This window comes from Mycolicibacterium sp. XJ870, from assembly GCF_053483975.1.
This window is the reverse complement of record NZ_JBEFTI010000013.1, coordinates 1-25,638: the sequence shown is the minus strand read 5'-3', so window position 1 is coordinate 25,638 and position 25,638 is coordinate 1. Positions and strand designations below refer to the sequence as shown.

At 65.8% G+C, this 25,638-nt stretch carries 24 protein-coding genes; 7 read left to right on the top strand and 17 right to left on the bottom strand.

Going from position 1 to position 25,638, the window contains the following annotated elements:
- Positions 1–100 precede the first annotated feature (100 nt).
- A complete protein-coding gene (locus ABQF30_RS29275; protein ID WP_448470528.1) occupies positions 101–769 on the top strand; it encodes a PadR family transcriptional regulator in 669 nt (222 codons plus the stop codon).
- Positions 770–782: 13 nt separating this feature from the next.
- On the opposite strand, the gene ABQF30_RS29270 is transcribed toward ABQF30_RS29275, so the two are convergent.
- Complete coding sequence (locus ABQF30_RS29270; RefSeq protein WP_448470526.1) at positions 783–2,453, bottom strand: 3-ketosteroid-delta-1-dehydrogenase; 1,671 nt, start codon at positions 2,451–2,453, stop codon at positions 783–785.
- A 136-nt stretch (positions 2,454–2,589) separates the two neighbouring features.
- On the opposite strand from ABQF30_RS29270, the gene ABQF30_RS29265 reads away from it, so the two are divergent.
- Positions 2,590–3,750 carry a 3-ketosteroid-9-alpha-monooxygenase, oxygenase component gene (locus tag ABQF30_RS29265; RefSeq protein ID WP_448470524.1) on the top strand — a complete coding sequence of 387 codons (1,161 nt, stop codon included), beginning with the start codon at positions 2,590–2,592 and terminating at the stop codon, positions 3,748–3,750.
- On the top strand, positions 3,747–4,022 hold the full coding sequence (locus ABQF30_RS29260) for a ferredoxin (protein WP_448470522.1): 276 nt from the start codon (positions 3,747–3,749) through the stop codon (positions 4,020–4,022). Before ABQF30_RS29265 ends, ABQF30_RS29260 begins: the two co-directional genes overlap by 4 nt.
- Before the next feature lie 87 nt (positions 4,023–4,109).
- Here the strand turns inward: ABQF30_RS29260 and ABQF30_RS29255 are convergent, their stop codons facing one another.
- The 8 genes from ABQF30_RS29255 to ABQF30_RS29220 all read right to left on the bottom strand — a co-directional run bounded on the left by ABQF30_RS29255 (position 4,110) and on the right by ABQF30_RS29220 (position 12,642).
- Positions 4,110–5,186, bottom strand: coding sequence for a hypothetical protein (locus tag ABQF30_RS29255; protein ID WP_448470520.1), 1,077 nt, complete (start codon positions 5,184–5,186; stop codon positions 4,110–4,112).
- A gap of 135 nt (positions 5,187–5,321) precedes the next feature.
- Positions 5,322–6,284 (bottom strand): alpha/beta hydrolase, encoded by a 963-nt coding sequence (locus ABQF30_RS29250; protein WP_448470518.1) that lies wholly within the window; start codon positions 6,282–6,284, stop codon positions 5,322–5,324.
- Between the two features lie 2 nt (positions 6,285–6,286).
- On the bottom strand, positions 6,287–7,171 hold the full coding sequence (locus ABQF30_RS29245) for an SDR family oxidoreductase (RefSeq protein ID WP_448470516.1): 885 nt from the start codon (positions 7,169–7,171) through the stop codon (positions 6,287–6,289).
- Positions 7,168–7,668 (bottom strand): nuclear transport factor 2 family protein, encoded by a 501-nt coding sequence (locus ABQF30_RS29240; RefSeq protein WP_448470514.1) that lies wholly within the window; start codon positions 7,666–7,668, stop codon positions 7,168–7,170. The genes ABQF30_RS29245 and ABQF30_RS29240 overlap by 4 nt, the downstream gene beginning before the upstream one ends.
- Positions 7,669–7,732: 64 nt before the next feature.
- A complete protein-coding gene (locus ABQF30_RS29235) occupies positions 7,733–8,503 on the bottom strand; it encodes a crotonase/enoyl-CoA hydratase family protein (protein ID WP_448470512.1) in 771 nt (256 codons plus the stop codon).
- Positions 8,500–9,927 carry an aldehyde dehydrogenase family protein gene (locus ABQF30_RS29230; RefSeq protein ID WP_448470510.1) on the bottom strand — a complete coding sequence of 476 codons (1,428 nt, stop codon included), beginning with the start codon at positions 9,925–9,927 and terminating at the stop codon, positions 8,500–8,502. Before ABQF30_RS29230 ends, ABQF30_RS29235 begins: the two co-directional genes overlap by 4 nt.
- 14 nt (positions 9,928–9,941) lie before the next feature.
- Complete coding sequence (locus tag ABQF30_RS29225) at positions 9,942–11,048, bottom strand: zinc-binding dehydrogenase (RefSeq protein ID WP_448470508.1); 1,107 nt, start codon at positions 11,046–11,048, stop codon at positions 9,942–9,944.
- 13 nt (positions 11,049–11,061) lie between these two features.
- Complete coding sequence (locus tag ABQF30_RS29220; RefSeq protein ID WP_448470506.1) at positions 11,062–12,642, bottom strand: acyl-CoA synthetase; 1,581 nt, start codon at positions 12,640–12,642, stop codon at positions 11,062–11,064.
- Positions 12,643–12,760: 118 nt separating this feature from the next.
- Between ABQF30_RS29220 and ABQF30_RS29215 the strand changes: the two genes are divergently transcribed.
- Positions 12,761–14,683: a flavin-containing monooxygenase gene (locus tag ABQF30_RS29215; RefSeq protein WP_448470504.1), complete on the top strand. Its 1,923-nt coding sequence runs from the start codon at positions 12,761–12,763 to the stop codon at positions 14,681–14,683.
- The gene (locus ABQF30_RS29210; RefSeq protein WP_448470502.1) at positions 14,680–15,567 is read left to right on the top strand and encodes an SDR family NAD(P)-dependent oxidoreductase; all 888 of its coding nucleotides are present in this window, start codon (positions 14,680–14,682) and stop codon (positions 15,565–15,567) included. The genes ABQF30_RS29215 and ABQF30_RS29210 overlap by 4 nt, the downstream gene beginning before the upstream one ends.
- Positions 15,568–15,635: 68 nt before the next feature.
- Here the strand turns inward: ABQF30_RS29210 and ABQF30_RS29205 are convergent, their stop codons facing one another.
- Both ABQF30_RS29205 and ABQF30_RS29200 read right to left on the bottom strand, forming a co-directional pair.
- Positions 15,636–16,250, bottom strand: coding sequence for a Dabb family protein (locus ABQF30_RS29205; RefSeq protein ID WP_448470500.1), 615 nt, complete (start codon positions 16,248–16,250; stop codon positions 15,636–15,638).
- The gene (locus ABQF30_RS29200) at positions 16,243–16,620 is read right to left on the bottom strand and encodes a hypothetical protein (protein WP_448470498.1); all 378 of its coding nucleotides are present in this window, start codon (positions 16,618–16,620) and stop codon (positions 16,243–16,245) included. Before ABQF30_RS29200 ends, ABQF30_RS29205 begins: the two co-directional genes overlap by 8 nt.
- A 98-nt stretch (positions 16,621–16,718) precedes the next feature.
- Here ABQF30_RS29200 and ABQF30_RS29195 point away from each other — a divergent pair, with 98 nt between their 5' ends.
- The gene (locus tag ABQF30_RS29195) at positions 16,719–17,957 is read left to right on the top strand and encodes an NADH:flavin oxidoreductase (protein WP_448470496.1); all 1,239 of its coding nucleotides are present in this window, start codon (positions 16,719–16,721) and stop codon (positions 17,955–17,957) included.
- Here the strand turns inward: ABQF30_RS29195 and ABQF30_RS29190 are convergent.
- The 6 genes from ABQF30_RS29190 to ABQF30_RS29165 form a co-directional block, all read right to left on the bottom strand.
- Positions 17,900–18,850: a LipP1 family hormone-sensitive lipase gene (locus ABQF30_RS29190; RefSeq protein ID WP_448470494.1), complete on the bottom strand. Its 951-nt coding sequence runs from the start codon at positions 18,848–18,850 to the stop codon at positions 17,900–17,902. The two genes, ABQF30_RS29195 and ABQF30_RS29190, sit on opposite strands and share 58 nt — an antisense overlap.
- Positions 18,847–19,734 carry an IclR family transcriptional regulator gene (locus ABQF30_RS29185; protein ID WP_448470492.1) on the bottom strand — a complete coding sequence of 296 codons (888 nt, stop codon included), beginning with the start codon at positions 19,732–19,734 and terminating at the stop codon, positions 18,847–18,849. Before ABQF30_RS29185 ends, ABQF30_RS29190 begins: the two co-directional genes overlap by 4 nt.
- Before the next feature lie 177 nt (positions 19,735–19,911).
- Positions 19,912–21,372, bottom strand: a complete 1,461-nt coding sequence (locus ABQF30_RS29180) for an FAD-dependent oxidoreductase (protein ID WP_448470490.1) — start codon at positions 21,370–21,372, stop codon at positions 19,912–19,914.
- Positions 21,369–22,277 carry a biphenyl-2,3-diol 1,2-dioxygenase gene (gene bphC / locus ABQF30_RS29175; protein WP_448470488.1) on the bottom strand — a complete coding sequence of 303 codons (909 nt, stop codon included), beginning with the start codon at positions 22,275–22,277 and terminating at the stop codon, positions 21,369–21,371. The genes ABQF30_RS29180 and bphC overlap by 4 nt, the downstream gene beginning before the upstream one ends.
- Before the next feature lie 7 nt (positions 22,278–22,284).
- Positions 22,285–23,466, bottom strand: coding sequence for an acyl-CoA dehydrogenase family protein (locus ABQF30_RS29170; protein ID WP_448470486.1), 1,182 nt, complete (start codon positions 23,464–23,466; stop codon positions 22,285–22,287).
- A gap of 57 nt (positions 23,467–23,523) precedes the next feature.
- Positions 23,524–24,582 carry a 2Fe-2S iron-sulfur cluster-binding protein gene (locus ABQF30_RS29165; RefSeq protein ID WP_448470484.1) on the bottom strand — a complete coding sequence of 353 codons (1,059 nt, stop codon included), beginning with the start codon at positions 24,580–24,582 and terminating at the stop codon, positions 23,524–23,526.
- A gap of 79 nt (positions 24,583–24,661) precedes the next feature.
- Here ABQF30_RS29165 and ABQF30_RS29160 point away from each other — a divergent pair, with 79 nt between their 5' ends.
- Complete coding sequence (locus tag ABQF30_RS29160) at positions 24,662–25,456, top strand: SDR family NAD(P)-dependent oxidoreductase (protein ID WP_448470482.1); 795 nt, start codon at positions 24,662–24,664, stop codon at positions 25,454–25,456.
- The last annotated feature ends 182 nt before the right edge of the window (positions 25,457–25,638 follow it).

Below are 25,638 nucleotides of genomic sequence, written 5' to 3'. Positions count from 1 at the left end.
TCCTCAATGTCCTGCGTGATGCGGTGCTGCCGCAATGCGCTATCCCGGTCAGCGGTAGTGGCGCCACCGGCACCGATCACCACATTGCTAGCCTTGAGCAGTGACGGAAGCCGCCCACGACGCCGCCGAGCGGCCGAATTTGACGCCCACCGCGTGGGCGCTGCTGGGCATGCTGTCGGGCGGTGACGAGCTCTCCGGGTACGACATCAAGAAGTGGATCAATTGGGTCATCCGGTTCTTCTACTCCAGCCCCGCCTACAGCCAGATCTACTCCGAACTGAAGCGGCTCGAGAAGCTGGGCCTGGTCACCTCCCACGTGGAAGGAAGCACCCGCAGCCGGCGGATGTACAAGATCACCGACGAAGGGCTGGCAGCGGTCACTCAATGGACCAATGAAGAGCCCGTCGAGCCGCCGACGCTCAAAAACAATGCGCTGTTGCGGGTAGTCTTCGGCCACCTGACCAATCCCGCCCGGCTGAAGGAGTTGCTCGCCGAGCATGTTGCCCATGCCGATCGGATGCAGCGCGAAGCTGCAGCCGAGGTGCGGGGCACCGCGGAACAGCCTGCCTGGTCATATGCCCGGTTGGCGTTGCAATGGTCCGAGCGGTACTACGGCGCCGAACGTGAACTCACACTGCAATTGATCAAAGATCTCGACGCCGCCGAAGAAGCGTTCGCCGAAGCAGGTCAAGCGGGTATGCAATGGCCGGCACGGGAGTACTGGTACGAGGTGGAACGCCGGATGGCCGCGGAGGAAGACCAGGGCTGACCGGGGCGGCGGACTATCGCGTCGCCGTGTGCCGGGCGGCGATATAGCCGAACACCAGCCCCTGCCCGATGGTGGCGCCGGCACCCGGATAGCGGGTACCGAACGCATTGGCAGCGGTGTTGCCGATGGCGTACAGGCCGTCGATCACCGAGCCGTCCTCACGCAGTACCCGGCCGTGGCCATCGGCTCGAACACCGCCACAGGTACCGAGATCGCTGAGCACCACCTTGACCGCATAGAACGGGCCGCGGTCAAGCGGGCGCATGTTCGGATTCGGCGTCACGGTCGGGTCGCCGTAGTAGCGGTCGTAGGCGCTGGCCCCGCGGCCGAAGTCGCTGTCAACGCCGGAGCGGGCGAGTTCGTTGAACCGCTGCACGGTGGCGGCCAGCGTCGAGGTGTCGAGGCCGAGCGCTCGGGTCAGGCCGGCCAGGTCGTCGCTGCGGTGCGCAATGCCTGCGTCGTACCAGGACTGAGGAATTGCCATCCGCGGAAAGAGTTCTGCGCCAAGCAAATAACTGTTGCGGTACTGCTGATCGAAGATCATCCACATCTCTTCGACGGGATTACCCCGGTGTTCGCGCGCCAAGATCTCCTGGCCGAACGACATGTAGTCGTCGGCTTCGTTGATGAATCGGTTGCCGGTCTGGTCCACCAGCAGACACCCCGGTAGGGACCGCTCGGCGAGCATGACCGTCGGCTCACCCCCAGGCAGGGGAGCGAACGCCGGAAACCACCAGGCCTGGTCCATCAGCCCGATGCCGGCGCCAAGTTCCTGGGCAACGCGGATCGCGTCACCGGTGTTGCTTTCGGCGCCGAGACTCACGTGCTCGCCCAGCGATTCGGACTGGAACTTGTGCCGCCAGTCCATGAGATGGTCGAACCCGCCGGCCGCCAAGACCACGCCCCGGCGTGCGGTGACCGTGACGTCAGTGCCGTTGCGGTTCACCACGGCGCCGCTGACGCGGTCACCGTCAACCGACAGCCGTACCAGCGGGGTATCGGTCCACACCGGGATGCCGGCACGCAGCACGCCGGCGAACATCCCGGCCGCGAGGGCTTGGCCACCGGCCGCATAGCGCCGGCGCAGGGCAAGCCCGCCGATGCCTTGGAAAGCGCGAAACATGATGCGCGGTATTGCTTTCAGCGGAACTCGTGCCATGAGGTTCAGCCACTTGTAGTCGGCGCCGGTGACCGGCATCGGGAACGACGACTTCATCACCCCGGGTCGCAGCCGCGCCAGTTCAGGTCCGAGCATCGCGGTGTTGAACGGCCGGCACTCGCACGTGCGGCCGACTGCGCTGCCGCCGGGAAGTTCTGGATGGTAGTCGGAGTACCCCTTGGCCCATTTGAACTTCATCGGGGTGGTGCGGCGGAGCATCTCCACCGTCGCAGCCCCGTGGTCGAGAAATGCCGTGGCCCGGTCGATGGGCGCGGCGTCGCCGACCACCGCATCCAGATAAGTGCGTCCCGCATCCATCGTGTCCTGCGACCCCGACTCGGCCAAGATCGGATTGGCCGGCATCCAGAAGGCTCCGCCGGAGCGAGCCATGGAACCGCCGACAAGCGGCGCCTTCTCCACGATCAGCGTCGACATGCCCAACTCATGTGCGGCGAGTGCGGCAGCCATCCCGGTCCCGGAGCCGACAACCAGCAGATCGACAGTGATGTTCTGGGGATCAGTCACCGGCCAATTCTGGCTTCTGTTCCCCGACTGCGTGTGTGCTTGGCCCGGTCAGTGGAACACCACCCTGACGTGCCACGACGCCGGTGTTAGAACAGATTTGTCCACTGCAATCAATCACATGACGAGGATGGCCGGTATGACATCGTTGCAGCCCGACGGCGGCGCCGGCGAGGTTCGCCAGATCGAAGCGCAGGCCGCACCGACGCGATTCGCGCGGGGCTGGCACTGCTTGGGGCTGGTGCGTGACCTTGGCGACGGAAAACCGCATGCGATCAACGCGTTTGGCGGCAAGCTGGTGGTATTCCGTGGCGAGAACGGAAAGATCAACGTACTGGACTCGTACTGTCGGCACATGGGGGGAGACCTGTCCGACGGCGAGGTCAAGGGAGACGAGATCGCCTGCCCGTTCCACGATTGGCGCTGGGGCGGTGACGGCCGGTGCAAGCAGGTTCCGTACGGGCGACGGGTGCCCAAGCTGGCGCGCACCGCGACCTGGCCGACCATGGAGCAGGACGGGATGCTGTTCGTATGGAACGACCCGGAGAAGAAGGCTCCGCCGGCTGACGTGACGATCCCCCGGATCGAAGGTGCGACCAGTGACAGCTGGACGGACTGGCACTGGTACACAACCGTGGTCGAGACCAACTGTCGCGAGATCATCGACAACGTCGTCGACATGGCGCACTTCTTCTACATCCACGGCGGCCTACCCACCGGCTTCAAGAACGTCTTCGAAGGCCACGTGGCCACGCAGTATTACCTGAGCGAGGCCCGGCCAGATCTCGGATCGGGGGAGGGCGCCAAGATTCTGGGCACCACGTCGGTGGCGTCGTATTACGGGCCGTCGTTCATGATCGACGACCTCACCTACCACTACCCGCATGGCGACCAACGCACCGTCCTCCTCAACTGCCACTACCCGATCGACGAGAATTCCTTTGTGCTGCAATACGGAATCACCGTCGAGAAGTCAGAATCGGTTCCCGAAGACGTTGCGATGCAGATGGCGGTCGCATTGGGCGATTTCGTGAAGATGGGGTTCGAGCAGGATGTGGCGATCTGGCGCCGCAAGGCCCGCATCGACAATCCCTTGCTGTGTGAAGAGGACGGTCCTGTCTATCAGCTGCGGCGCTGGTACGAGCAGTTCTACGTCGATGTGGCCGATGTGGAACCGGACATGGTGGACCGGTTCGAGTTTGAGATCGACACCACCCGTCCGCGCGAGGCGTGGATGAAGGAGGTCGAGGAGAACCTGGCGGCCAACCGTCTGCCGAAGTTGGTCGGCCTCACCAAATGAGCGTCCGGCCCGACAACCGGCTCAGCGACGCCCCGATGGCGCCGGTGACCTGTGTGGAATGCGGAGCGAATGTGCTTGCCCGCAAGAGCAGTTGGGAACAGACCAGCGTGCAGTGGGACTCCGTGGCGACTGGGCGGTGCGTGGAGCGGCGGCAGACGCGTGAGCAGGTGCCCGAAATGCGGCCCGGTGTGTTCCTGATGTGTTCGCGGCTGCGCGACTCCATCGAAATGGCAGTGAGGGCAGGCGGTTTACCGCTACTCGACGAGGTCTAGCGACGGCGGCGAACAGACGGCTGGACAACTCAAAAACTTCGGCCCCGTGGTCCTTTCGGATCACGGGGCCAATGTTTGGTGGCCGGATCAGGCCAGCTGGAACGCGCTCAGCGGTGCTTCCGGCGGGTAGATCGCCGGGCCACCCAGGTCGTAGGCTGCGTTGAGGGCGCCGATGAAGACCGGATCGTGCAGCGGCTCGCCCGGAACATCGAGCTTGATGCCCTTCTTGCCGAGATCGTCGACCATCATGTCGATCGCTTTGTCGATCGTCAGATCGTCGGAGCCGTCCATGTTCTTCTTCAACTCGTCGTAGTCCTCGAACACCTCAGCCGACCAGTGAACCAGGAAGCGCAGCTCATCGGTGTGATGCCGGGCGATCACCTCGTCGCCGTTCTTCAGCACCCAGTGGTCACGGTCGGACGGATCGCCGGCGAACACGGTGTCGAACGCGAGCCCGGCCGGAACCTGATGCTCCAGTGGGCCATTGGCCTCGCCGCGGTGCACCATCATCTCGTTCTGCACCAGTACGCCGCGGTTGTATACCGGCGGCAGCACCCGCTTGGGAGCTTTGAGCGGGCCGTCGGGCCAATAGGTGAAACCACTGCCCCCGTCGTGGGAGAACCAGGTGATCACCTGGGCCATCTTGATCAGGTAGTCCTGGAACAAACCGGACTTGCCCATCACGCTGCACAGCCACGTCGGCGCATTCTCGTGGCGCACTCCGCGGAAGCTCGGCGAATCCAGGTGTCCCGGATCGCGATTGGCGCAGGGCCCGTTGATGTTGAACAGCATCAGTTCTGGCTTGGCGTATTCGGCCTTCCAGTAGCTCTTGGCCATCTCCAAGAACGTGGCGTTGTAGAAGCAGTCGTGTAGCTCGGGGTAGAGCACCGCACCGTAGTTGGCGAGATAGCCCCGGAACGTCGGGGTGAGAAACAGGTCGAGGCTGGGGGTGAACCCCTCGGGGAACTGCCCACTCATGGTCGCCATCAGCTCCTCCGCCGAGGCGAAATGCTGGGCGATGATCAGCTTCCACGGAGCGTCCTTGCGAACCACCTCGAGTAGGCGCTCGCGCTGATCGTCGGTGTAGATGTTGTCGACCTCTCGGGGCGGCGCGGCGGGGCGGAGGATGTCGGACAGCTCCATACGCCGCTCTTCGGTGAGCATTTCGCGGACTCCTTACTTCTTGGTCGCGACTTCTTGGTCGCGGCGTCGATGAACGCCATCGGTGCATTTGATTGTGTGTCGAGCGATCGTTGCCAGGGCGGGAGATGTCCGGCCATTGGGACGGTAAGTCCAGCCTCAAAAAGGAAGGGCATGCGCGAATTTCGCCCGCAAGAGGGCGCCCGTCTCGGCCATTGCCAGCCGGCCGCGTGCGGTGGTCTCGTATCGCATGAGAAAGCCGTGGTAGATCCCGGGATAGCGGGTGACGGTCGTCTGTACCCGGGCATCCCGCAGCCGGGTGGCGTAGCGCTCGCCCCAGTCGCGGATCGGGTCGCATTCACCGGTGACCATGATCGCCTGGGGTAGGCCACAAAGGTCAGTCGCGTACGCCGGCACGCGGTATGGGCTGTGGGCTGCGCTCGCCCCCATGTCGGCCAGCTCGTGCAGATACATGATGTCCTCATGGAGCAGCATGGGCGCCTCGGACATCCCGGTGACCGACGGTGCAGCCATGTCGCGGTCGAGACCGGGGTACAGCAGCACCTGGGCAAAGATTTCCGGACCGTTGTGGTCGCGGGCAGCCAGCGCAACGGCAGCAGCGAGCCCACCGCCTGCGCTGTCGCCGGCGACGACGAGCCGAGTGGCGTCGACGCCGAGCTCCTCGGCATGCGCAGCAACCCATTCGGTCGCGGTGAATGCGTCGTCGAACTGTGCAGGCGGGGGATTCTCTGGCGCCAGCCGGTATTCGACGGACACCACGACCGCCCCGGCCGCGGCCGCCATCCCGCGAGCCAACGGTTCGAACGAGTGGTTGGTGCCCATCACCAAACCACCGCCGTGGAAGTACACCACTACCGGCGCGGGCTCGTCGTATGCCTGCGTCGGCCGGTAGATGCGCACCGGGATCTGCCGTGTCGACGCGGGCACCGTCCGATCGGTGATCGTCGCCATGGGCGTCATATCCGTTGGTAGCGGGGCGGATTCGACCGCAGCTCGTACTTTGTCGAGTCCGCGGTGGCGCATCGGGGTGACCGGCCCGAAGGAGGCGAACCGGGCGGCGGCGTCGGGATCGAGAGGGGGGCCTTGCGGTGAAGTGGTCATCGTCAGTGTTTGGTCGGGTCGAACCGTCGCTCGGTACGCAGTTGCGGTGGAACCTGTGTGGTGAGCACCCGTGCGCGCTCCGACATCGCCGAACCGACGTATTCCGGCTGGGTGAGGAGATAGAAGGCGCCCTTGGCGGATTGCTCGAAGACCACCTCGGCGGCCTCGACCGGATCCATCGCGGCGGCCTTGATGTCCAGCATCGCTTCGCGCTGCGACTCGGCTGCGTTGACGTCGGCTCCGGCCTGGTCGGTGTCCACGCCGCCGGCAGCCTCGAAGATGTTGGACTTCACCGCCCCCGGCAACACCGCCTGCACGTGAATGTGGTTGTCGTGGCCGGCCAGTTGTACTTCCAGCCGCAGGCATTCGGTGAGCGCGAGCACGGCGTGCTTGCTGACGATGTACGGCGTCTGCAACGGCACCGCCGCCACCCCGCCGATCGAGGACAGGTTCCACACCCACGCGGGTGAACCGTGAGCAATCATCCGGGGCAGGAATGCGCGCACGCCGTTGAACACGCCGCTGACGTTGATGTCCATCACCCGGTTCCAGTTGGCGACCGGGGTGTCCCACAGGTAGCCGAACTGCTCGATGCCCGCGTTGTTCACCAAAAGCCGCACCGGGCCGAGGTTTTGGTAAGTGCGTTCGGCCAGATCGGCGACCGCGTCCGGATCCCGCACATCACACATTTCGGCCACCGCCGAACCGCCGTCGTCGATCAACTCGTCGCGCAGCGCCTCTGCAGCGACCTTGTCCACGTCGGCCAAGACCAGCGTCATACCCAGTCGATGTGCATACCGGGCGAGGCCGGCACCGATACCGGCGCCGGCCCCCGTGATGACGGCAACGCCGCCGCCGAACGTCTCGCAAGCCGAGCTCACCGTCATGCGTTCGCGGTGGCGCCGTCTGGCGTGCCGGGCAGACCGGCACCCTCCAGCGGCTCGGAGTTGGTGACATCGAGGATGACCTCCAGCTTCGTGAACTGCAGGCCGCTCGGGGTGCTTCCGCCACGGCGCACCCCGACATTGGCGACACCGCTGGACACCGCGAACGGGACGAAGTTGGTGACCTGGTTGACGAAGATGTAGAACCGCGCGAATGTCACGTCACCCTCAGTACCGGTGACGTGCAAATTGGTCGCGTGATGACGCAGGGGATAGGGGCTGGCCTGGCGGTGCTCGGTGAGCCACGGGAGGATGGCGGCCCCGGTCAAGTCGGCCGTCAGCGCTTCCTCGAACGGGCACGAACCGGAGTCGCTGCGGCTGAGGTACACCGCGTCTTCGGCGAACGCCGCGCCCATCTCGCCATAGTGCGCCTCGTCGTAGTGGAACCAGAATTCCCCGATGAAGTTCTGCAATTCGGCCAGCGTGATGTCGTTGCTCATGGGAGAAAGTCAATCGCCGCGACACCGTCGGCGACACAGCACTGCCCGGTCAGTGGAACGCCGATCAGGATTTCCACTTGTCGATGCGGCGCACATGCTCGGCGTCACGGTGTGCCAGCGGCTGCATCGCGGCTGCCATTGCCAGGGTCGATTCCATCGAGCCGGTGCGCGACTCCTGCAGCAGGCGCTTGGCCATCCGCAGCGCGTGTGGCGGATTCTTGGCAATCCGCTCCGCGAGTTCGGTGGCTGCCCCGAGTAATTCGTCATGCGCGACGACGCGGCTGACCAGGCCCCAGTCCAACGCCGTCGCCGCGTCGATGCGGTCACCGGTGAGGGTCATCTCAGCGGCACGTTGGTAGCCGACCGCGCGCTGCAGGAACCAGGTGCCACCGTCCCCGGGCACCAGGCCGATCTGGACGAAACTCTCGGCGAAGGACGCCCGGTCCGAGGCGATCCGGATGTCGCACATGGTCGCAAGGTCGCAACCGGCGCCGATGGCCGGGCCGTTGACCGCGGCGATGATCGGTACCTCCAGCCGGGCCAAAGCTCGTGGAAGTCGCTGAATCCCGTCGACGTAGGCGTACCGCTGATCGATGGCGTCGAGGGCGAACATGCCTTGCCGGTCGGCCATTTCCTTGACGTTGCCGCCGGCGGAGAAGATCTTCCCTTCGCCGGTCAGAATCACGGCGCGCTCGGCGGTATCGGCGTTGACAGCATCGACAGCGGCCTCGAATGCCGCGATGAAGTCCTTGTCGGTGATCGCATTGCCGACGTGTGGCAGGTTGATCGTCCAAATCTGGATGGCGCCGGATCGCTCGATCCTCAGTGGGTTCACGGCTGTCCTGCGGGCAACTGCAGGGACTTCAACTGCAAGTACTCCTCGAAGCCGAACCGCCCGAGTTCACGACCGATGCCAGACTTCTTGTAGCCGCCGAACGGCGCGGCAGGGTTGTACTTGCCGCCGTTGACATCGAGTTGACCGGTCTGCACGGCCCGTGCGAATGCGATGGCGGTGTCGTCGTCGGCGGCCCAGACCGCACCGGACAGGCCGTAGGGTGTCCCGTTGGCGATGCGCAGCGCGTCGTCGGTGTCGTCGAACGGGATCACCGCAAGAACCGGCCCGAACACCTCCTCCTGACCGAGCTCGGAATCCGGGTCGACATCGGCGAACACCGTTGGCGCGACGAAGTATCCGACGTCGCGGAGTTTCTGTGCCCCGCCGAGCAGCAGTCGGGCGCCGTCGCGCTTGGCGCGCTCGATGAACCCGAGCACCGTCTCGTACTGGGCCCGCGAGGCGGACGGTCCGATCCGGGTACCCGGATCCCACGGATCACCCACCGGGTACTTCGACGCGGCCGTCTCGATGAGCTCGAGCGCCTCGGCGTAGCGCGCTCGCGGAACGAGCATCCGCGTCCACGCCATGCAGGTCTGGCCGCCGTTGAGAAATGCATTGCCGACCCCGACTTTGACCGCCGTCGCCAGGTCACCTCCGTCGAGGATGACGTTCGCCGACTTGCCGCCCAACTCCAGAGCGACCTTCTTGATCGTCTTGCCGGCCAGTTCGCCTACCCGGCTGCCGACACCGGTCGAGCCGGTGAACGATACGAAGTCGACGTCGGGGTGCTCGGACATCCGTTCGCCGACCACCCGGCCCGGCCCGGACACGAGGTTCACCACGCCCGGCGGCAGCCCGGCGTCGCGGAGGGTCTCGATGAACTCGAACACCGACAGCGGCGCCTCATTGCTGGGCTTGAGCACCACGGTGCAGCCTGCCGCGATGGCGGGAAGAACCTTGGCGACCACTTGATACAGCGGGTAGTTCCACGGCGTGATGGCTGCGACCATACCGTAGGGCTCACGCACCACAAGAGAGTTGCCGATCCGTTCCTCGAACTCGAATGTCGCCAGCGCGTCGGCGAATCCGCGTGCGACGGCCAGCGGCACCTGCGTTTGCACGGTCTGCGCGATGCGGATGGGTGCACCCATTTCGCGCGTGATGGTCTCGGCGATGTCGGGAAGCCGCTTCTCCATGGACTCGATGACGCGGCTGAGCCGTTCGCGTCGTTCCGCGACGCTGATCAGCGGGTCGAAGGCGCGTCGGGCTGCCGCGACGGCGAGGTCGACATCCTCGACTGACCCGCAGGGCACGTGCCCGATCACCTGCTCGGTCGCGGGGTCGATCACGTCGATGGCCTCGGTGCCCATGGGCGAGACCCATTGCCCGTCGATGTACAGCTCGGCACGGTCGTAGTTGTGCATGTGTGTTCTTTCGGTCAGGGGACGATGCTGGCGCGCACGTCGCGTTTGCCGTCGGCAGCGGCGAACGCGTCATTGATGTCGTCGAGCGAATAGCACGCCGCGGCAAGGCGTTCGAACGGCAGCTTGTCCTGGTAGGTCTCCAGGAACGTCAGCGCGCGTGACAGGACGGCCGGGTCGTAGAGCGAGACACCGACCATCGTCTTGTTGGCGAACACGAATCGGGACGGGTCGAACTCGAACGTCTTACCGATGTTGATATTGCCGATCTCGACGTATCGGCCGAACTGGCCCAGCATCTTTAAGCCTTCGTCGATCGCCGACGGGTGCCCGACCACTTCGACCACCACGTCGGCACCGTGGCCGCCGGTCAGTTTGCGGACGATTTTCACGCGGTCCTTCTCGGTGGCGGCTTCGGTGAGGTCGATGACCGCGTCGGCCCCGAATTCCCTTGCCAATTGGAGGCGTTCGGGCACTCCATCGATGGCGATCACCGTGGTGGCGCCCCGAGCCTTGGCCACGGCCACCGCATACAGGCCCAACGCGCCGGCGCCCTGCACCACGACGGATTCGCCGAGCTGCAGATCGACCCGCTCGAGGCCGTACATCACCTGCGACAGTGCACAGTTGGCGCCCGCGGCGACCTCATCGGAAACCCCGTCGGGAACCGTATAGACCACCGCCCCGGCAGGCACAAGGAAGTAGTCGCCGTAGCCGCCGACGAAATATGGTGGCTCGTCGGCGCGGCCCAGCATGGCCATCTTGAGGTTCAGGCAGGCATTGCGCCGGCCGGCCAGACAGTTGCGGCAGGTGTGACAGCAGAAGAAGTAGGGGAACACCACCCTGGTGCCGGGGGTGAGCGGCTGACCGTTGGAGTCGCTGTCGACACCGCCGCCAAGTGCCTCGACGGCACCGACCATTTCATGACCCAGCACCGTGGGAAGTTGTCCGCCCAAACCGCGGGTGGCGAACGTGCCGTGCCAGGCATGCACGTCCGAGCCGCAGATGTTGACCCGGGTGACCCTGATCAGAATCTCACCCGGCCCCACCTCCGGCAGGGTGACGGTTTCGATCTCGAAGGGTTTACCCGGCTCGTCGAACCGGGCGATACGTCCCTTGAACATGATTGGCTGGCTTTCAGTGAGTGAGTGATTGGGAGCTGAACCGGTCGCGCAGCACCCGCTTGAGCAGCTTGCCGCTGGGGTTCTTGGGTAACGAATCGACAAAGAACACCTGTTTGGGAGTCTTGAAGCCGGCCAGATGTGCGCGGCAGTGCGCCTGGATGTCCTCTTCGGTGAGTACGGCGCCATCACGGACCACGACCGCAGCCACCACCGCCTCCACCCACACCGGGTGTGGAAGCCCGAACACCGCAACCTCTTTTACCCCGTTGTGCCGGTAGAGAACTTCCTCGACCTCTCGGCTGGCGACGTTCTCTCCGCCGGTCTTGATCATGTCTTTCTTGCGGTCGACGACATGGAGAAGACCGTGTTCGTCGTAGTAGCCCAGGTCGCCGGAGTGGAACCAGCCACCGCGGAAAGCCTCGGCGGTCTTGGCCTCGTCGTCCAGATAGCCGAGCATCAGATGTGGGCTGCGGTGGGCGATCTCGCCGACGACACCGGTTTCCACCGCAACATTGTCGTCGTCGAGTATGGCGGTCTCGACATTGATCACCGGCCGCCCGGCAGACCCGGCGTGGGTGTCCTGCTCGTCGGGGCCCAGGGCCGATGCTAGCGGTGCCATCTCGGTCTGGCCGTAGAAGTTCCACAGCCGCAGGTTGGGTAACCGCTCACGCATTTCGCCCAGGATCTCGATGGGCATCGCCGAGGCGCCGTAATAGCCTTTGCGCAAACTGGACAGGTCCACTTGGTCGAACACCGAGGAGCGCAGCAGCGAGATCCATACCGTGGGCGGAGCGAAATAGTTGGTGACGCCATATCTTTCGATCGAACGAAGTACCATCTCCGGCTCGGGCCGCGGCAGGATGATGCTGGTGGCGCCGAGGTAGATATCGGTGATCAGGAAGTTGTCGAGCTGAGCGCAGTGATAGAGCGGCAGGGAGTGGATCTCGACGTCGGTGCTCGCCATGGACCCGGCGATGATTGTGCTGATGTAGTTGCCCATCAGACTGCGGCTGGAGTGCATGGCGCCCTTTGGCTGCGACTCGGTTCCGCTGGTGTACATCAATCGGATCAACTGATCGTCCGCCACGTGCGGCCGCGGTGCCGGCGACGTCGTGGCGAGCCAGCTCCCGAAATCGGCCCAGCCGGCCGGTGCGTGCTGTCCGGGCAGCGTCAAGGCGACCGTGGTGGTGACGGCACCGCCCAGCTGCATGGCGCGCACGGCAGTGTCCACCAGGTCCGCTTCCACGATGAAGCCGCTGACCCCGCTGTGGCCGAGGATGTAGGAGATCTCCTCGGCGGTGAGCATGAAGTTGATCGGTACCAGCACCACGGCGGCGCGCGCGGTGGCGAACGCCAGCACCGCGTATTGCCAGCAGTTGTGCGCCAAGACGGCCACCCGGTCGCCGGGGGCAAAGCCGTTGTCCTGCAAAGCCGCCGCGGCGCGGTCCACCAGGTGTTCGAACTCGGCGAATGTCCACGTGACATCGCCGTCGATGATCGCGACCTTGTCCGGAGATCGACGGGAAGAACGACGCGGAATGTCACCGAGTGCGTGGCTGCGCGCCGATGCGAGCACGGCAGTCAGGTCGTCCATGCCCGGTGACCTTAGGCGCGCCGAACAATCGCGCGAAGCTCCGTCCCGCTCAGTAGACATGACCACCGGCGGGGGCGGCGGTCGGTCCGATACTCGTCGTCACGAGCAAGGAGGTTCGATGACGACGGATGCGACCGCGACGGCGGCCGACACCACGGTGGATTCCGATGAACTGCGCGCGTATCTGCGTCAGGCGGATGCGGGAGTGCTGGTGGCGGTGCTGGCGCAGCTCACCGGTGATCCCTCCGTGGTCGACCGGTTCGGGCCGAGGATCTCACATGTCCCCGACCCTCCGGAGCGGGTCGGCGCTGCGGATGAGGCGACCGTCGAGGAGCTTGCCGACGCGGTGTTCGAGGCGATGGGCTCGGCGCGACCCGCGGATGCGTTGCCTGCCGATGATCCGAATCTGTTCGTCCGGATCGCCCCACTGGCCCTGGGCTCCGAGGTGAGTACCGAGTATGTGGGGCTGCTGTTGGAGCAGGGCGGCTTTCAACCTTCGCAGCCGGTGTTGCCGCGGACCGCGAAGTTGCCCGACGGTTTCAAGGTCGTCATCATCGGGGCCGGCATCGCCGGTATAGCGGCTGCCCTGGAACTGACGGCGGCCGGGATCGATTACGAGGTCATCGACCGCAACGACGAGGTCGGGGGCACCTGGTACACCACGATGTATCCGGGTATCGGCGTCGACACCCCGTCGGCGTACTACTCGTTGTCGCGGGATATCAAGGGGGACTGGTCGAGCTACTACCCCCAGGGCGCCGAGTACCAGAAGTACCTGGTGACGGTCGCCGATAAGAACGGCCTGCGCGAGCACACCAGGTTCGGTACCGAAGTCGAAGCGCTGCGGTGGGACGCCGATCGCAAGCAGTGGCAGATCCATACCCTCGGGCCAGACGGCAATCGCGAGGTGAGCTACGCCAACGTCGTGCTCCCGGCGGCCGGCTACCTGAATCGCCCCCGCTGGCCGGAGCTGAAGGGCAGGGACACCTTCGCCGGGGTGAGTATTCACTCTGCGCAATGGGATCCGAATCTGGACTTGACGGGTAAGAAGGTCGCGATCATCGGCGCGGGCTGCACCGCGGTGCAGATCGTCGACGCCAGTGTCGACCAGGTGGAACATCTGACGGTGTTCCAGCGGCAACCCCACTGGGTCGCTCCGCGCAAGCGCCTGTCCGACGACGTACCCGAACACCGTCGCTGGCTCAACACCCACGTCCCGTTCTATGCCAATTGGACCCGCCTGAAATCGTTCTGGGGCACGGCGGACAACAACTATCCGGTGATCGTGCGCGATCCCGAGTGGGCGGCCGAGCATCTCTCGATCTCGCCCGCCAACGACGTGCTTTTGCAGATGTGCGTGGAATACATCGACCGGACCTTCGGCGCCGGAAGCGAATTGGCCAAGAAGGTCACTCCGGATTTTGCGCCCTACGGTAAGCGGATCATCCGCGATCCCGGCGGATACTATGCCGCGCTGGCGAAATCACACGTCGACGTCGAGGCCGCCGAACCGGCCGAGGTCAATGAGCGCGGCATCGTGACCGCCGACGGCAGGCACATCGACGTGGACGTGATCATCTATGCCACGGGGTATCACCTGGATTTCCTGTCCACCGTCGATATTCAGGGTCGCGACGGCGTCAAGTTGTCCGGAACGTGGGGCGACAGCCCCAGCGCCTACCGGGGCGGGATGGTGCCGGGATTCCCCAACATGTTCATCTCCTCGGCGCCCAATTACAGCCCCGGGCACGGGGCGGGCCACAACTTCGGTGTCGAGGTGATGGTGCATTTCGTCATGGAATGCCTGCAGTTGATGGCACTGCGTGAGGCCGAGACCATCGAGGTGAAGCCCCAGGCGTTCGTCGACTATGTGCGGCACATCGACGAGACGATGGCCACCACCGTGTGGTGCCATACCCCGACCGCGCACACCTACTACCGCTCGGGAGGCGGCCGGATCGTTACGGCCTTCCCGTTCCGCCTGCTCGACGTGTGGCAGAGCCATCGCGCTCCCGAAGAAGAGGATCTCGTCGTCGGATGAGTGGATTGCTCAGCGGTAAAACGGCTTTGGTGACCGGCAGTAGCCGAGGTATCGGACGGGCGATCGCCCAGCGGCTCGCAGCCGAAGGCGCCACGGTGGCTGTGAGCGCGCGCTCCTATGAACCCTCCCTGTCGACGAGGGCAGGGGAGACGACCGCGCTGCCGGGCACGATCGGCGAGACCATCGAGTTCATCGAAGCGGCGGGTGGCAAGGCTTTCGGCATCGCTGCCGACCTCGAAGACGCGCAGCAGCGTGCCGGCCTGGTCGATCAGGTCGTCGAGCGCACAGGCCGGATCGACATCCTCGTCAACAACGCCGGATTCGCCGATTACTCGGTCATCGAAGACATGCCGATGGAGACGTTCGACCGCACCGTCGAGCACTATGTGCGAACCCCGTTCGTGCTGACCCAAGCTGCCATCCCGCACATGCGTACCCAGGGGGCGGGCTGGATTGTCAACGTCGGGTCGGTCACCGGTCTCGCGCCGGTGCGGCCGTATCGGGAGTACAACAAGACGTCCGGCGACGTCATCTACGCGTCGATGAAGGCTGCGCTGCACCGGTTCACCCAAGGGGTGGCCGCCGAGCTGGTTGACGCTAATATCGCTGTCAACGCCGTGGGGCCGTCCAGCGCGGTGCGAACGCCCGGGGCCGCGAGCCTGATTCCCGACTCCTTCCCGACCGAGCCGGTGGAGTATCTCGCCGAGACCGTGCTGGCGATGTGCCACCTGCCTGCCGCCGAGCGCACCGGGCTGGTGGCGTTCAGCCTGCACTACCCGTGGTCGCAGGGTTTGCCGGTGCACACCTTGGACGGCATCTCCGTATTGCCCCCGCTGGAACCACCCGCGAGCGCGAACCCCAACATCCTGCCTGCGGGTCTTTGACGCTGACACTGCGGTGAGGGCGCAAAAGTGCGAGTAGAGAAGGCCATAGCCGCAGCGTCAATGAGCCACTAGCGCAACGCCGAGTCATATAGGCAGAAGCTGTGGCAGATCCGATCGCGGATGATGACGTCGGGGCATTCCGGGTCGAACCAGCGGTCCACCACCGCCCAGTGAATCGGGTGCATGAGGTATGGGCCCATGAGTCCGTCGACGTCGCTGAACTCCTGCTCGAACACATGCGTCCAGGCCGATGTGCCGACGGCGTCGATCACCCGGCTGAGCTGCCAGGCGCGAATCGTCGGCACGTAGCGGGGCATGGACGCGAGCTCGGCTTCGAAACGCGCAACGGTGTCGGGATCGGCTGCGACCCGTAGCAGGAGGGTTCGGTAGACCGTGCCTGGCGTGGCACTGGTGATGGGCGAGCCTCGATAGGTGGCGCCGTTGATGCGGGTGATCGCCGAGTCATCGAGCACTGCGCCGAATTGATCTGCGGCACTGTGCCAGTCGCTTTCATCGGCGAAGCGCAGGTGGGTCAGTACGTCGCCGCCGTTGCGGGAGCCGGGGTCGGTGGGCTCGACGATCCACCGTGTCGCGCCGGTTGCCGCGGCGGCTTCGCGGAGCACCGTGGCCAGACGGTCGCGATGCTCGGGGGCGATGTCGAGTAGGCGGGTGACGCTATACATCGGTCTGGCCTTGCAGTGCGCACAGCGCGTCCACGTCGTCGGCCGACGCAGCGACCGATCGTGACCGCTCCTGCACCAATTCCTCGATGTCCGACCACCATTGCCCCAATGTCGCGTCCGGGCGACCCTTCCACGTCATCTGCCACCACGCCAGCGGACCGGGCAGGGTCCAGGTGACAGTGACGGTGTTGGGTGCGTCGTCGAACCAGATCGGCGGGCTGACCAGCACGTGCTCCAACGTCATGCCGCGCTCACGGGCGCCCGGGGCGTACTCGGCAAGATAGCGGTCGACAAATTCGCGCGCCCGGCCGGGTTTCGTGAGTACACGGTCGATGACGTAGACCACCGTGGGGGGTTCAGCGTCGGCCATGAAGCGAGACTAGGGACTCTGCGGCTCACATGTAGCGCCGCTCCCGGCCATTGGGAGACAGCCGTCGACGCTGCCGGGTGTCGTGACACGGTGATTCGATGACCGATCACAACCCGGATCCGTTTGCCCCGGTTCACCTCGGCCCAGTGCAGTTGCGCAACAGGGTGATCAAGGCCGCCACGTCCGAGGGCCGGTCGCCACACGGGCTGGTGACCGACGATCTCATCGAATTCCATAGCAGCTTCGCCCAGGGCGGTGTGGGAATGACGACCGTCGCCTACTGCTGTGTGTCGCCGCAAGGGGCGAGCGCGCCGGGCCAGATCGTCATGAACACCAAGGCGCTGCCGGGGCTGCGTCGGCTCACCGACGCCGTGCACGGGGCGGGTGCTGCGATCTCGGCTCAGCTCGGGCATGCCGGCGTGGTGGCGCAGAAGAAGCTGACCGGCGTGACGGCCGTCGCGCCGAGCCGGTTCGTCAACCCCACGTCGTTCGCGTACTGCCGGGAGATCAGCCGAAGCGAGATCGCCATGGTGATCGACCAGTTCGGTGACGCCGCGCAAGTCGCCGTCGACGCCGGATTCGACGCGGTCGAGCTGCATTTCGGGCATCTGTATCTGCCCAGCTCGTTCCTGAGCCCGCTGATCAATCGCCGCAAGGACTCCTACGGCGGCGATATCGACAACCGGTCACGGTTCGTCCGGGAGATCGCACAACGGGTCCGCGCGGTGGTCGGCGACCGGATCGCGGTGATCGCCAAGCTGGACATGGACGACGGTCTGCCCGGCAGCATCTGGATCGACGAGGCGCTGCGTACTGCCCAGCTCCTCGATGCCGACGCAACGCTGGATGCGATCGAATTAACCCAGGGGTCATCGGTTTTCAAGCCGATGTACCTGTTCCGCGGTGACGTTCCGGTGCGCGAATTCGCCCAGGTGATGCCGCCGGCGTTGCGACCGGGGGTACGGATCATGGGCAAGCGGGTAATGGGCAGCTATCCATACGAGGACCTCTATATGCTGTCCGCCGCCCGACAGTTCCTGCCGTTGATGAACAACACCAAGTTGATACTGCTCGGCGGGATCACCAACCGTGCGCACCTGGAAACCGGTATGAGGGAAGGGTTTGACTTCATGGCGATGGGTCGGGCGCTGCTGCGCGAACCCGACCTCGTCAACAAGATGAGCGCCGATGCGAGCACCCGCAGCCGTTGCAACCACAACAACAAGTGCATGGTGACGGTGTTCGGTCGCACGCATTGCGTGCTCGATCCCGAACAGCGTTACGGTGTCGCGGCTCCGATGCTGCCCACCAGGTCGGCGACGTCGGCGCAGGCCTGAGCCCGGGCGCGTTGGCAGATGTCGAGCGAGGGCATCGTCATGAAACCGTGAACCCCTCCGTCGAAATACCGTTGGACGGTGGGAACTCCAGCGGTCTGGAGTGCCTCGGCGTAGGCGATGCCTTCGTCGCGCAGCGGATCATGGCCGGCGACGACGGTGACCGCCGGAGGCAGCCCGGCCAGGTCTGCGTGCAACGGCGAGGCGTACGGGTCGGTCCGGTCGGCGGTGTTGGGCACGTACTGGTCCCAGTACCACCGCAGCGCCGGGAGCGGGTTGTAGTAACCCGCGCCGAACCGGCGGTACGAGTCGGTGTCGAAATCGGCGACGATCACCGGATAGAGCAGCAATTGACCGGCCAACGCAGGCCCACTGCGGTCGCGCGCCATCAGAGCGGTCACCGCGGCAAGATTGCCGCCGGCGCTGTCCCCGCCGACCAGTACAGCACCCGGATCGCCACCGACAGCGCAAATCTGCTCGGCCGCCCAACAGGTGGCGGCATACATATCCTCGGCAGCGGCCGGCCACTGTCCTTCCTCGGAAGCCCGTCGGTAGTGCACTGAAACCACCACGGCGGGAATGCGATTCGCCAGGTCGCGGCAGAGTTCGTCATGGGTGTCGAGATCGCAGAACACCCAACCGCCCCCGTGCGCGTACACCAGGGTGGGGACCGCGCCGTCGGCGCCGGCAGGCCGGTAGATCCGCACCGGCACCGGTCCCTCCGGTCCGGGGGCGGTGGCTTCCTCGACCGAGGCCATCGGCTCTGGTTGTGCCGCGGGCTTGAACCGGGCCCGGATGGCTGCCCGCGCCTGTTCGCCGGTCATGGTGTGGACGGCTGGAAAGCCGGAGTCCAATGCCTCGATCATGGCCGCGATCTGCGGATCGAGCCCGCTCATGCGGGCTGGAGGGTGGCCGTTGCCGCATGCGTCGTGGAGTAGCCAATGGGCGCACCCCGTAACGGCCGCATTTGTTGCAGTGTCGGCGCGACGCGCACCGGGCCGCCCTCCACGGCGCGCCAGATGCCCAGCGCGGCCATTCGCAGGGGTGCGGCGAGGCGCTGGTCGAATGTCATCCGGCTCATCGGGCCGCATACCGAGATCGCAGCCACCGCCTCGCCGGGGTCGCCGATCGGGGCTGCCACACAACCGAATCCGGGTAGCGACTCCTCGCGGTCGAACGCGATGCCGTGAGCTCGCACCTTCGACAGCTCGTTGCGTAGTTGAGCCTGGGTGGAGATCGTGTACTTGGTGCGGCGCGGCAACGGTCCAGCCGTGAACATGTCGATGTCGCTCTCGTCGGCGAACGCCAGCATCGCCTTGCCCACCGCCGCACAGTGTGCCGGCTGGCGACTGCCGACGCGCGTCGGCAGTGCGGCGGCCATCCGATTGCCCACCTTTTCCATGTACACCACGTCGGGGCCGTCGAGGACCGCCAGGTGCACGACCAGGCCGGTGGCTGCGTGCAATTCGTGCAGCTTGGGGATAGCCGCCTTGTGCAAGCGATCCTGGTGGACCGCAAGCGATCCCAGCTCGACGAGCCGCATCCCCAATTCGTAGTCGCGGCCGTTGCGGCGCAACCAGCGCAGTTGCACGAGCCGTTCGAGCATGCGGTGCGCAGACGAACGGGGTAGGCCCGTCCGGCGGACGATTTGGGCCAGCGTGAGCCGGCCGGGGCCGTCGAATGCTTCGAGGACGAGTGAGATGCGGTCGATGACGGCACTGGGGGTCTCGGTGGCCGCTTTCTTATCCGAGGTCGCGGGCGGGTCGATCATCGCGGTCATGGATCCTCCGGGTACTACTAGTCGGAATATGACTAATAGGAATATGACTATCACAAGTATGTGGTCGCTGTCACGTGAACCGGCGAATAGGATGCATGACACGTCGTTAGGCGCTGGCGAATGTGAACAAGATCGCGAGAAATCTCCAGAATCTCGCGATCTTGTTCACCTTCGGCGTTAGGACACTGCCGCTGCGGCGCTTCGTCCGGCGCGCCGGCCGTAGAAGCTGCCGTCGCCCAAAGAGATCCCACTGGCGTAACCCCACGCGGCCAGGCCGGCCGCGGACCGTCCCGCCGCGAACAGGCCGGGGATCGGCTCGCCGCTGACGTGGAGCACTTCGGCGTCGAGGGTGGTGGCAAGCCCGCCGAGGGTGAAGCCTCCGGTGCTTTCACGGAGATCGATGGCGCCCACCGGGGACTTGATCGGCTTGAGCCACTGCGGTTTCTTGTGCAGCAGTGGATCTTCGCCGCGGGCCGCGCCATCGTTGTAGGCCGCGACGGTGGCTTGCAGGGAGCCGGTCGGCAGGCCGATCTCGGCTTCCAAGTCGGCGACCGTGTCGGCCACCCAGGTCGGCGGCCGCAGCATCAGCTGGGGCGTGAGCGAGGCCATCGCCTCCTCCTGCGCATCGCCGTCGATGATCAGGTAGGCGGTGTTGTTCTGGTGGTAGAGCGTGAGCTGCGCGGCCCGGCCGGGATAGGTGTCCTCGGCGACGTACCGCTGGCCGCGTTCGTTCACCAGAATCCCGCGCACCAACTGCTGCGGATCGATGAACAACGCCACCTCGGTCGCGTCCATGTGCGCCAGGTCGGCCCCGAGTGCCTGGGCCATCCGGATGGCCTGCCCGTCGTGCTGCTCGATGGACGCCGCCGGGCGGCCGGCGATGCGAGGCGCATACTGAGCGACCATCGCGTCGTTGTAGGCGAAGCTGCCTGTCGCGAGCACCACGCCTCGCCGTGCCCTCACGGCGATCTCGGATCCGTACTGGCGCGCCACGATTCCGACGACTCGGCCGTCGGATTCGACGACGAGTCGTTGGACTCGGACGTCGTAGAGCGCCCGTGCCCCCGCGGCGGTCGCGGTGTCGACGAGCGGTTTCATCAACATGAACCCGGCGCTGGCCTCGCCCTGCTTCTTGTTGGACATCTGCGGCACGTGACCGCGCGGCGCCGGGGTGGCAATCGTGTTGAACGGGTAGGAGTTCTCCCCGCCGGAATACATCAGGCCCTGGTCGCCCATGGGCTCCCACCCGGGTTCGCCGAAAAACTCCGCCTTGAACGGGACACCGCAGCCCACGAGCCAGTCGAAATGCGCGACGCTGCCCGCGCAGTAGTCCGCGATGCGTGCCTCGTCGGCCCCGGGGCCCATCGCCACGTTGAGGAACGCGGCCATGTTTTCGGCGGAATCCTCGAAGCCGCAGGCCTTTTGCAGTGCGGTGCCGCCGCCGAGGTAGATGAACCCGCCGGCCATCGACGCCGCCCCGCCCCAGGACCCCGTGCGTTCGAGCACCAGGACGTCGGCCCCCGCGCGTGCGGCCTCCACCGCCGCGGCGGCACCGGCGACCCCGTACCCGGCGATGACCACGTCGGCTTCGTGGTCCCAGGTCACGTCCGGCGCGGCAACCGGGGTGGGTCCGGTCACGGTTGCATGGCCTTCGGTAGGTCGCTGACCCACTGATGACCCCAGTAGCTGTCGGCGGTGATTTCCTCGGCGGTGTAATAGGTTTCGTCCACCCGCATGCCCTCGGTGCCGAATTCGATATCCCAGTCGCCGGGCGCACGAACGTAGAAGGACACCATTTTGTCGTTGGTGTGCCGGCCGAGTGTCGACGACAGCTGGAAACCATCCTTGTTGACGCGGTCGAGCGCCTGGCCGACCGCGTCAAGCGTGTCCACCTCCACCATGAGGTGAATCAGGCCGGGATCACGTAGCGTCGCCGCTGGGCACAGCGCGAGACTGTGGTGACGTTCGTTGACCCCGAGAAACCGCACCCGCACCGGCCCGAACTCCGGGGGTACCGGAACCCGGAAGGCGCCGCGGGACTTGAATCCCAGTACGTCGGTGTAGAATTCGAACAACCCGTTGACGTCGAGCGCGGGCAGCACAACGTGACCGAGGCCCTGCGCCCCGGTGACGAACCTCGCGCCGAACGGCGTGACGACGGGGCTGTGGTCGAGCACCGGACCATGGAAGACCTCCAGCGAGGTGCCGGCCGGGTCCTCGAAGGCGATGACCTCTTCGACGCGACGGGTGTCGGCGTCCGCAAGGGACAACTCGTTGTAGGCCACACCGGCGCCGTCGAGTGTGCGCTTGACCTCTTGGAGCGCGGCGTGGTCACGTACCTCCCAACCGATCGTGACGATCTTGTCGACGTCGCCGGGGGTGACGATGATGCGTGCGGCGCGTTCGTCCATCCGCAGGTAGAGCGCGTCCGCGTCTGGGCCGCCGCCTTGCGCGAAACCCAGGACGCCGAAAGCGAAGTGGCGCCACCGCTCGATGTCGGTGGCTTGGACGGTGACGTAACCGAGGCTCTTGATCGTGGTCATGGTGTCCTTAGATCATCGCCCGCAGCGGACCCTGCGGGTCGATGCCCAGCGAACTGAGCGCCGAGGCGTGGTAGACGGTGCTGGGGACGTGAATGGCATGGGCCTGGCCGACGTGGACGTCGCGCCAGTAGCGCTGCAGGGGTTTGTCCATCCGGGCGGCGTTCCCGCCGCACCGGGCGAAGATCTCGTCGACCGCCGAGACAGCCCGCCACACGGCGCGGACCTGGGTGCGTCGGCCCGCCGCACGGTCGGCGAAGCTGACCTCTTGACCGGCCGCCACCATGTCGTAGATGCGGTCGGCGTTGGCCAGCAGTTCCTGGCGGGCGGCGTTGATGTCAGCAGCGGCCTCGCCGATCGCATACATCACATACGGGTCGTCCTTGATCGCGACGCCGCTGGAATTCACCCGTTCCCGTTGGTAATCCAGTGCCGCCGCCAAGGCGCCCTCGGCGATGCCGATCGTGGCCGAGCTGATGCCCAGCGGGAACATGGTCGACCACGGCATCAGATACAGCGGATCGGTCATGCCGGCATCGCGTTGCGCGGTGCCGTCCATCACCTTCATCGCGTCCATGGTGCGGTACGACGGCACGAAGGCGTCCTTGACGATGACGTCCTTGGAGCCGGTTCCGCGCAACCCGACCACGTCCCACGAGTCTTCGACGATCTCATAGTCCTTGCGGGGCAGGATCATGTGCAGCATCTGCGGCGGCATCAGCGGTTTGCCGTCGGCATCGCCCAGCATGGCGCCGAGAAAGATCCAGTCGCAGTGATCGGTGCCCGAGCTGAACTGCCAGCGGCCGTTGAAGAGGTAGCCGCCGTCAACCGGCTTGGCAACCCCCTGCGGGGCGTAGGGCGAGGCGACCCACGTGTCGATGTCGTCGGCCCAGATCTCGTCGCCGACACGGGGGTCGGCGTATGCGAGCTGATACGGATGGACACCCACGACACCGTTGATCCAGCCGGCCGACGGATCCAACGCGGCCGTGGCCATCACCGTCTCGGCGAACTCACGGGGGTGAACCTCAAGCCCGCCATGCCGTTTGGGCTGCAGCAGCCGGATGGAACCGATGTGCTTCATGGTCTTGACCGTGTCGTCGGTCAGCTTGCCGATCTTCTCTGCCTCGGCGGCCTGCTCGCGCAGCTGGTCTGCAAGCTCGGCGATGCTGTCGATCACCCGTTTCGTCATGCATTGATGGTGGCCTCGACGGGTGCCTGCCCGCTAGACCTGTCCCAGTCAGCGGACTCAGAACTCGATCCTCAAGTTGTCCGACCGCGGACTCGCCTGGCAGGCCAAGATCAGGCCATCCGCGATGTCCTGCTCGTCAAGAATGCCGGAGTTGCCCAGCTCGACGTCGCCTTCGAGCACGATTGCCGCACATGAGCCGCAGTTGCCTTCGCGGCACGAGTAGGGGACGTCGAGGCCGGCGGCAAGCATGGTGTCCACCAGGTTGTGCCCGCGTGGCCAGCGCAGCGTGTGCAGGTGGCCGTCGAGTTCAATGTCGACCTCGGCGGCGTCACCATCGTCCACGGCGACCGTGTCTACCAGCGTCTCCGCGAACGGGTCCCCGGTCAGCGACTGGAAGACCTCCAGATGAATGCGGTCCCGCGGAACGCCCGCTTCGGAGAGGGCATCTTTGACGACTGCCATGTAGGGGGCCGGGCCGCAGATGAAGGATTCATAGGTGCTGAAGATGCCGGCGAATCCGCTGAGCTGGGCCCGGCTCGGTAGCCCCTGCACCGACTCCAGCCAGTGCAGCACCGTGATTCGGCCCGCGTAGCGAGCCGCCAGTTCGCGCAATTCGGCAGCGAAGATGACCGACTGTTCGTCGCGGTTGGCGTAGCACAGGATGACCCGGCCAGTACCGGCCACCAGCACCGATTTCAGGATCGACATCACAGGCGTGATGCCGCTGCCTGCCGCCCACAGCAGGAAGTCCCCGTCGAGGCCGGCCGGTGTGAAGGCTCCAGACGGCGGTAGCGCCTCGATGGTGTCGCCGGCAGAGATGTTGTCGCACAGCCAGTTCGATCCGTACCCTCCTGCGGTGCGTTTGACCGTCACCTTGGGGGCCTCGTCGGTGTGCGGGGAACTCGCCAGCGAATAGCAGCGCGCCACCGCACCGGTCAGTTCGCTCGGCACCCGCAGGGTCAGGAACTGACCCGGCCGATAGGCGAACCGGCGATCGTCGGGCACGCTGAACACCAGTGAGCGGGTGTCGTGACTTTCATCGACGACCTCCCTTACGGTGAGTCGTACTGTGCGCGAACCGGTTGTCGCCGTGGGGGCGAATTCCACGTCGGTCATGACGTGACATTCTGACGATGGACAGGCCATCGGTGTGGACCGCAGTCCGATGGCCGGGACGTAATCGAGAGGAATCACTGTGACCGAACTGAGCAAGTACGGGCCGTGGGCGGTCATCGCCGGCGGCTCCGAAGGAGTGGGCGCCGAGTTCGCCCGACTGCTCGCCGAAGACGGTTTCAACCTCGTGCTGATCGCGCGCAAACCCGGACCGCTCGAGGAAACCGCCCAGAGATGCCGCGGCCTGGGCGTCGAGGTCCGGGCTGTTTCGGTCGATCTGTTGGCAGCAGACTCGGTACCGCATATCGCCGACGCGACCGCTGACGTCGAGGTCGGTCTGTTGATCTACAACGCCGGAGCGAGCACCTGTAACGAACCCTTCCTGGAAGCTCCGCTCGCGGAATTCCAGAAGGTGATCGACTTGAATGTCACCCGGATGCTCGAGCTCGTCCAGCATTACGGGCAGCAGATGGCACCACGCCAACGCGGCGGCATTCTGATGGTCGGCTCGCTGGCCGGATACATGGGTGCATCGCGGCACACCGTGTACTCCGGTGCCAAGGCATTCTCCCGGATGTTCGCCGAGAGCCTGTGGCTGGAACTGCGTGACCACAACATCGACGTACTCGAGCTGGTGCTCGGGGTCACCCGCACCCCGGCGATGGAGCGTGTCGGGCTCAACTTCGATGTCCCCGGCATGCTCGTGAACGAGCCGGCAGAGGTGGCGGCAGAAGGGTTGGCCCACCTCGCCGACGGCCCGGTGTACGTGGCCGGCGGCAACGCGTCGACCGCTGCAGCCAATAGTGGCCCGGACCGTGCGGCCGTTGTACTTGGCGCGCACAAGAGAATCCACTCGCTGCTCAACCGCCGGACCTAGCATGCGGATCGGATTGTCGACCCCAATCGTGGTGCAGGTTCCCGGCGTGGGGGGGCGGGGGGGGGGCGGGGCCCCGCCCCCCCCCCCCCCCCCCCCCCCCCCCCCCCCCCCCCCCCCCCGCCCCCCCCCCCCCCCCCCCCCCCCCCCCCCCCCCCCCCCCCCCCCCCCCCCCCCCCCCCCCC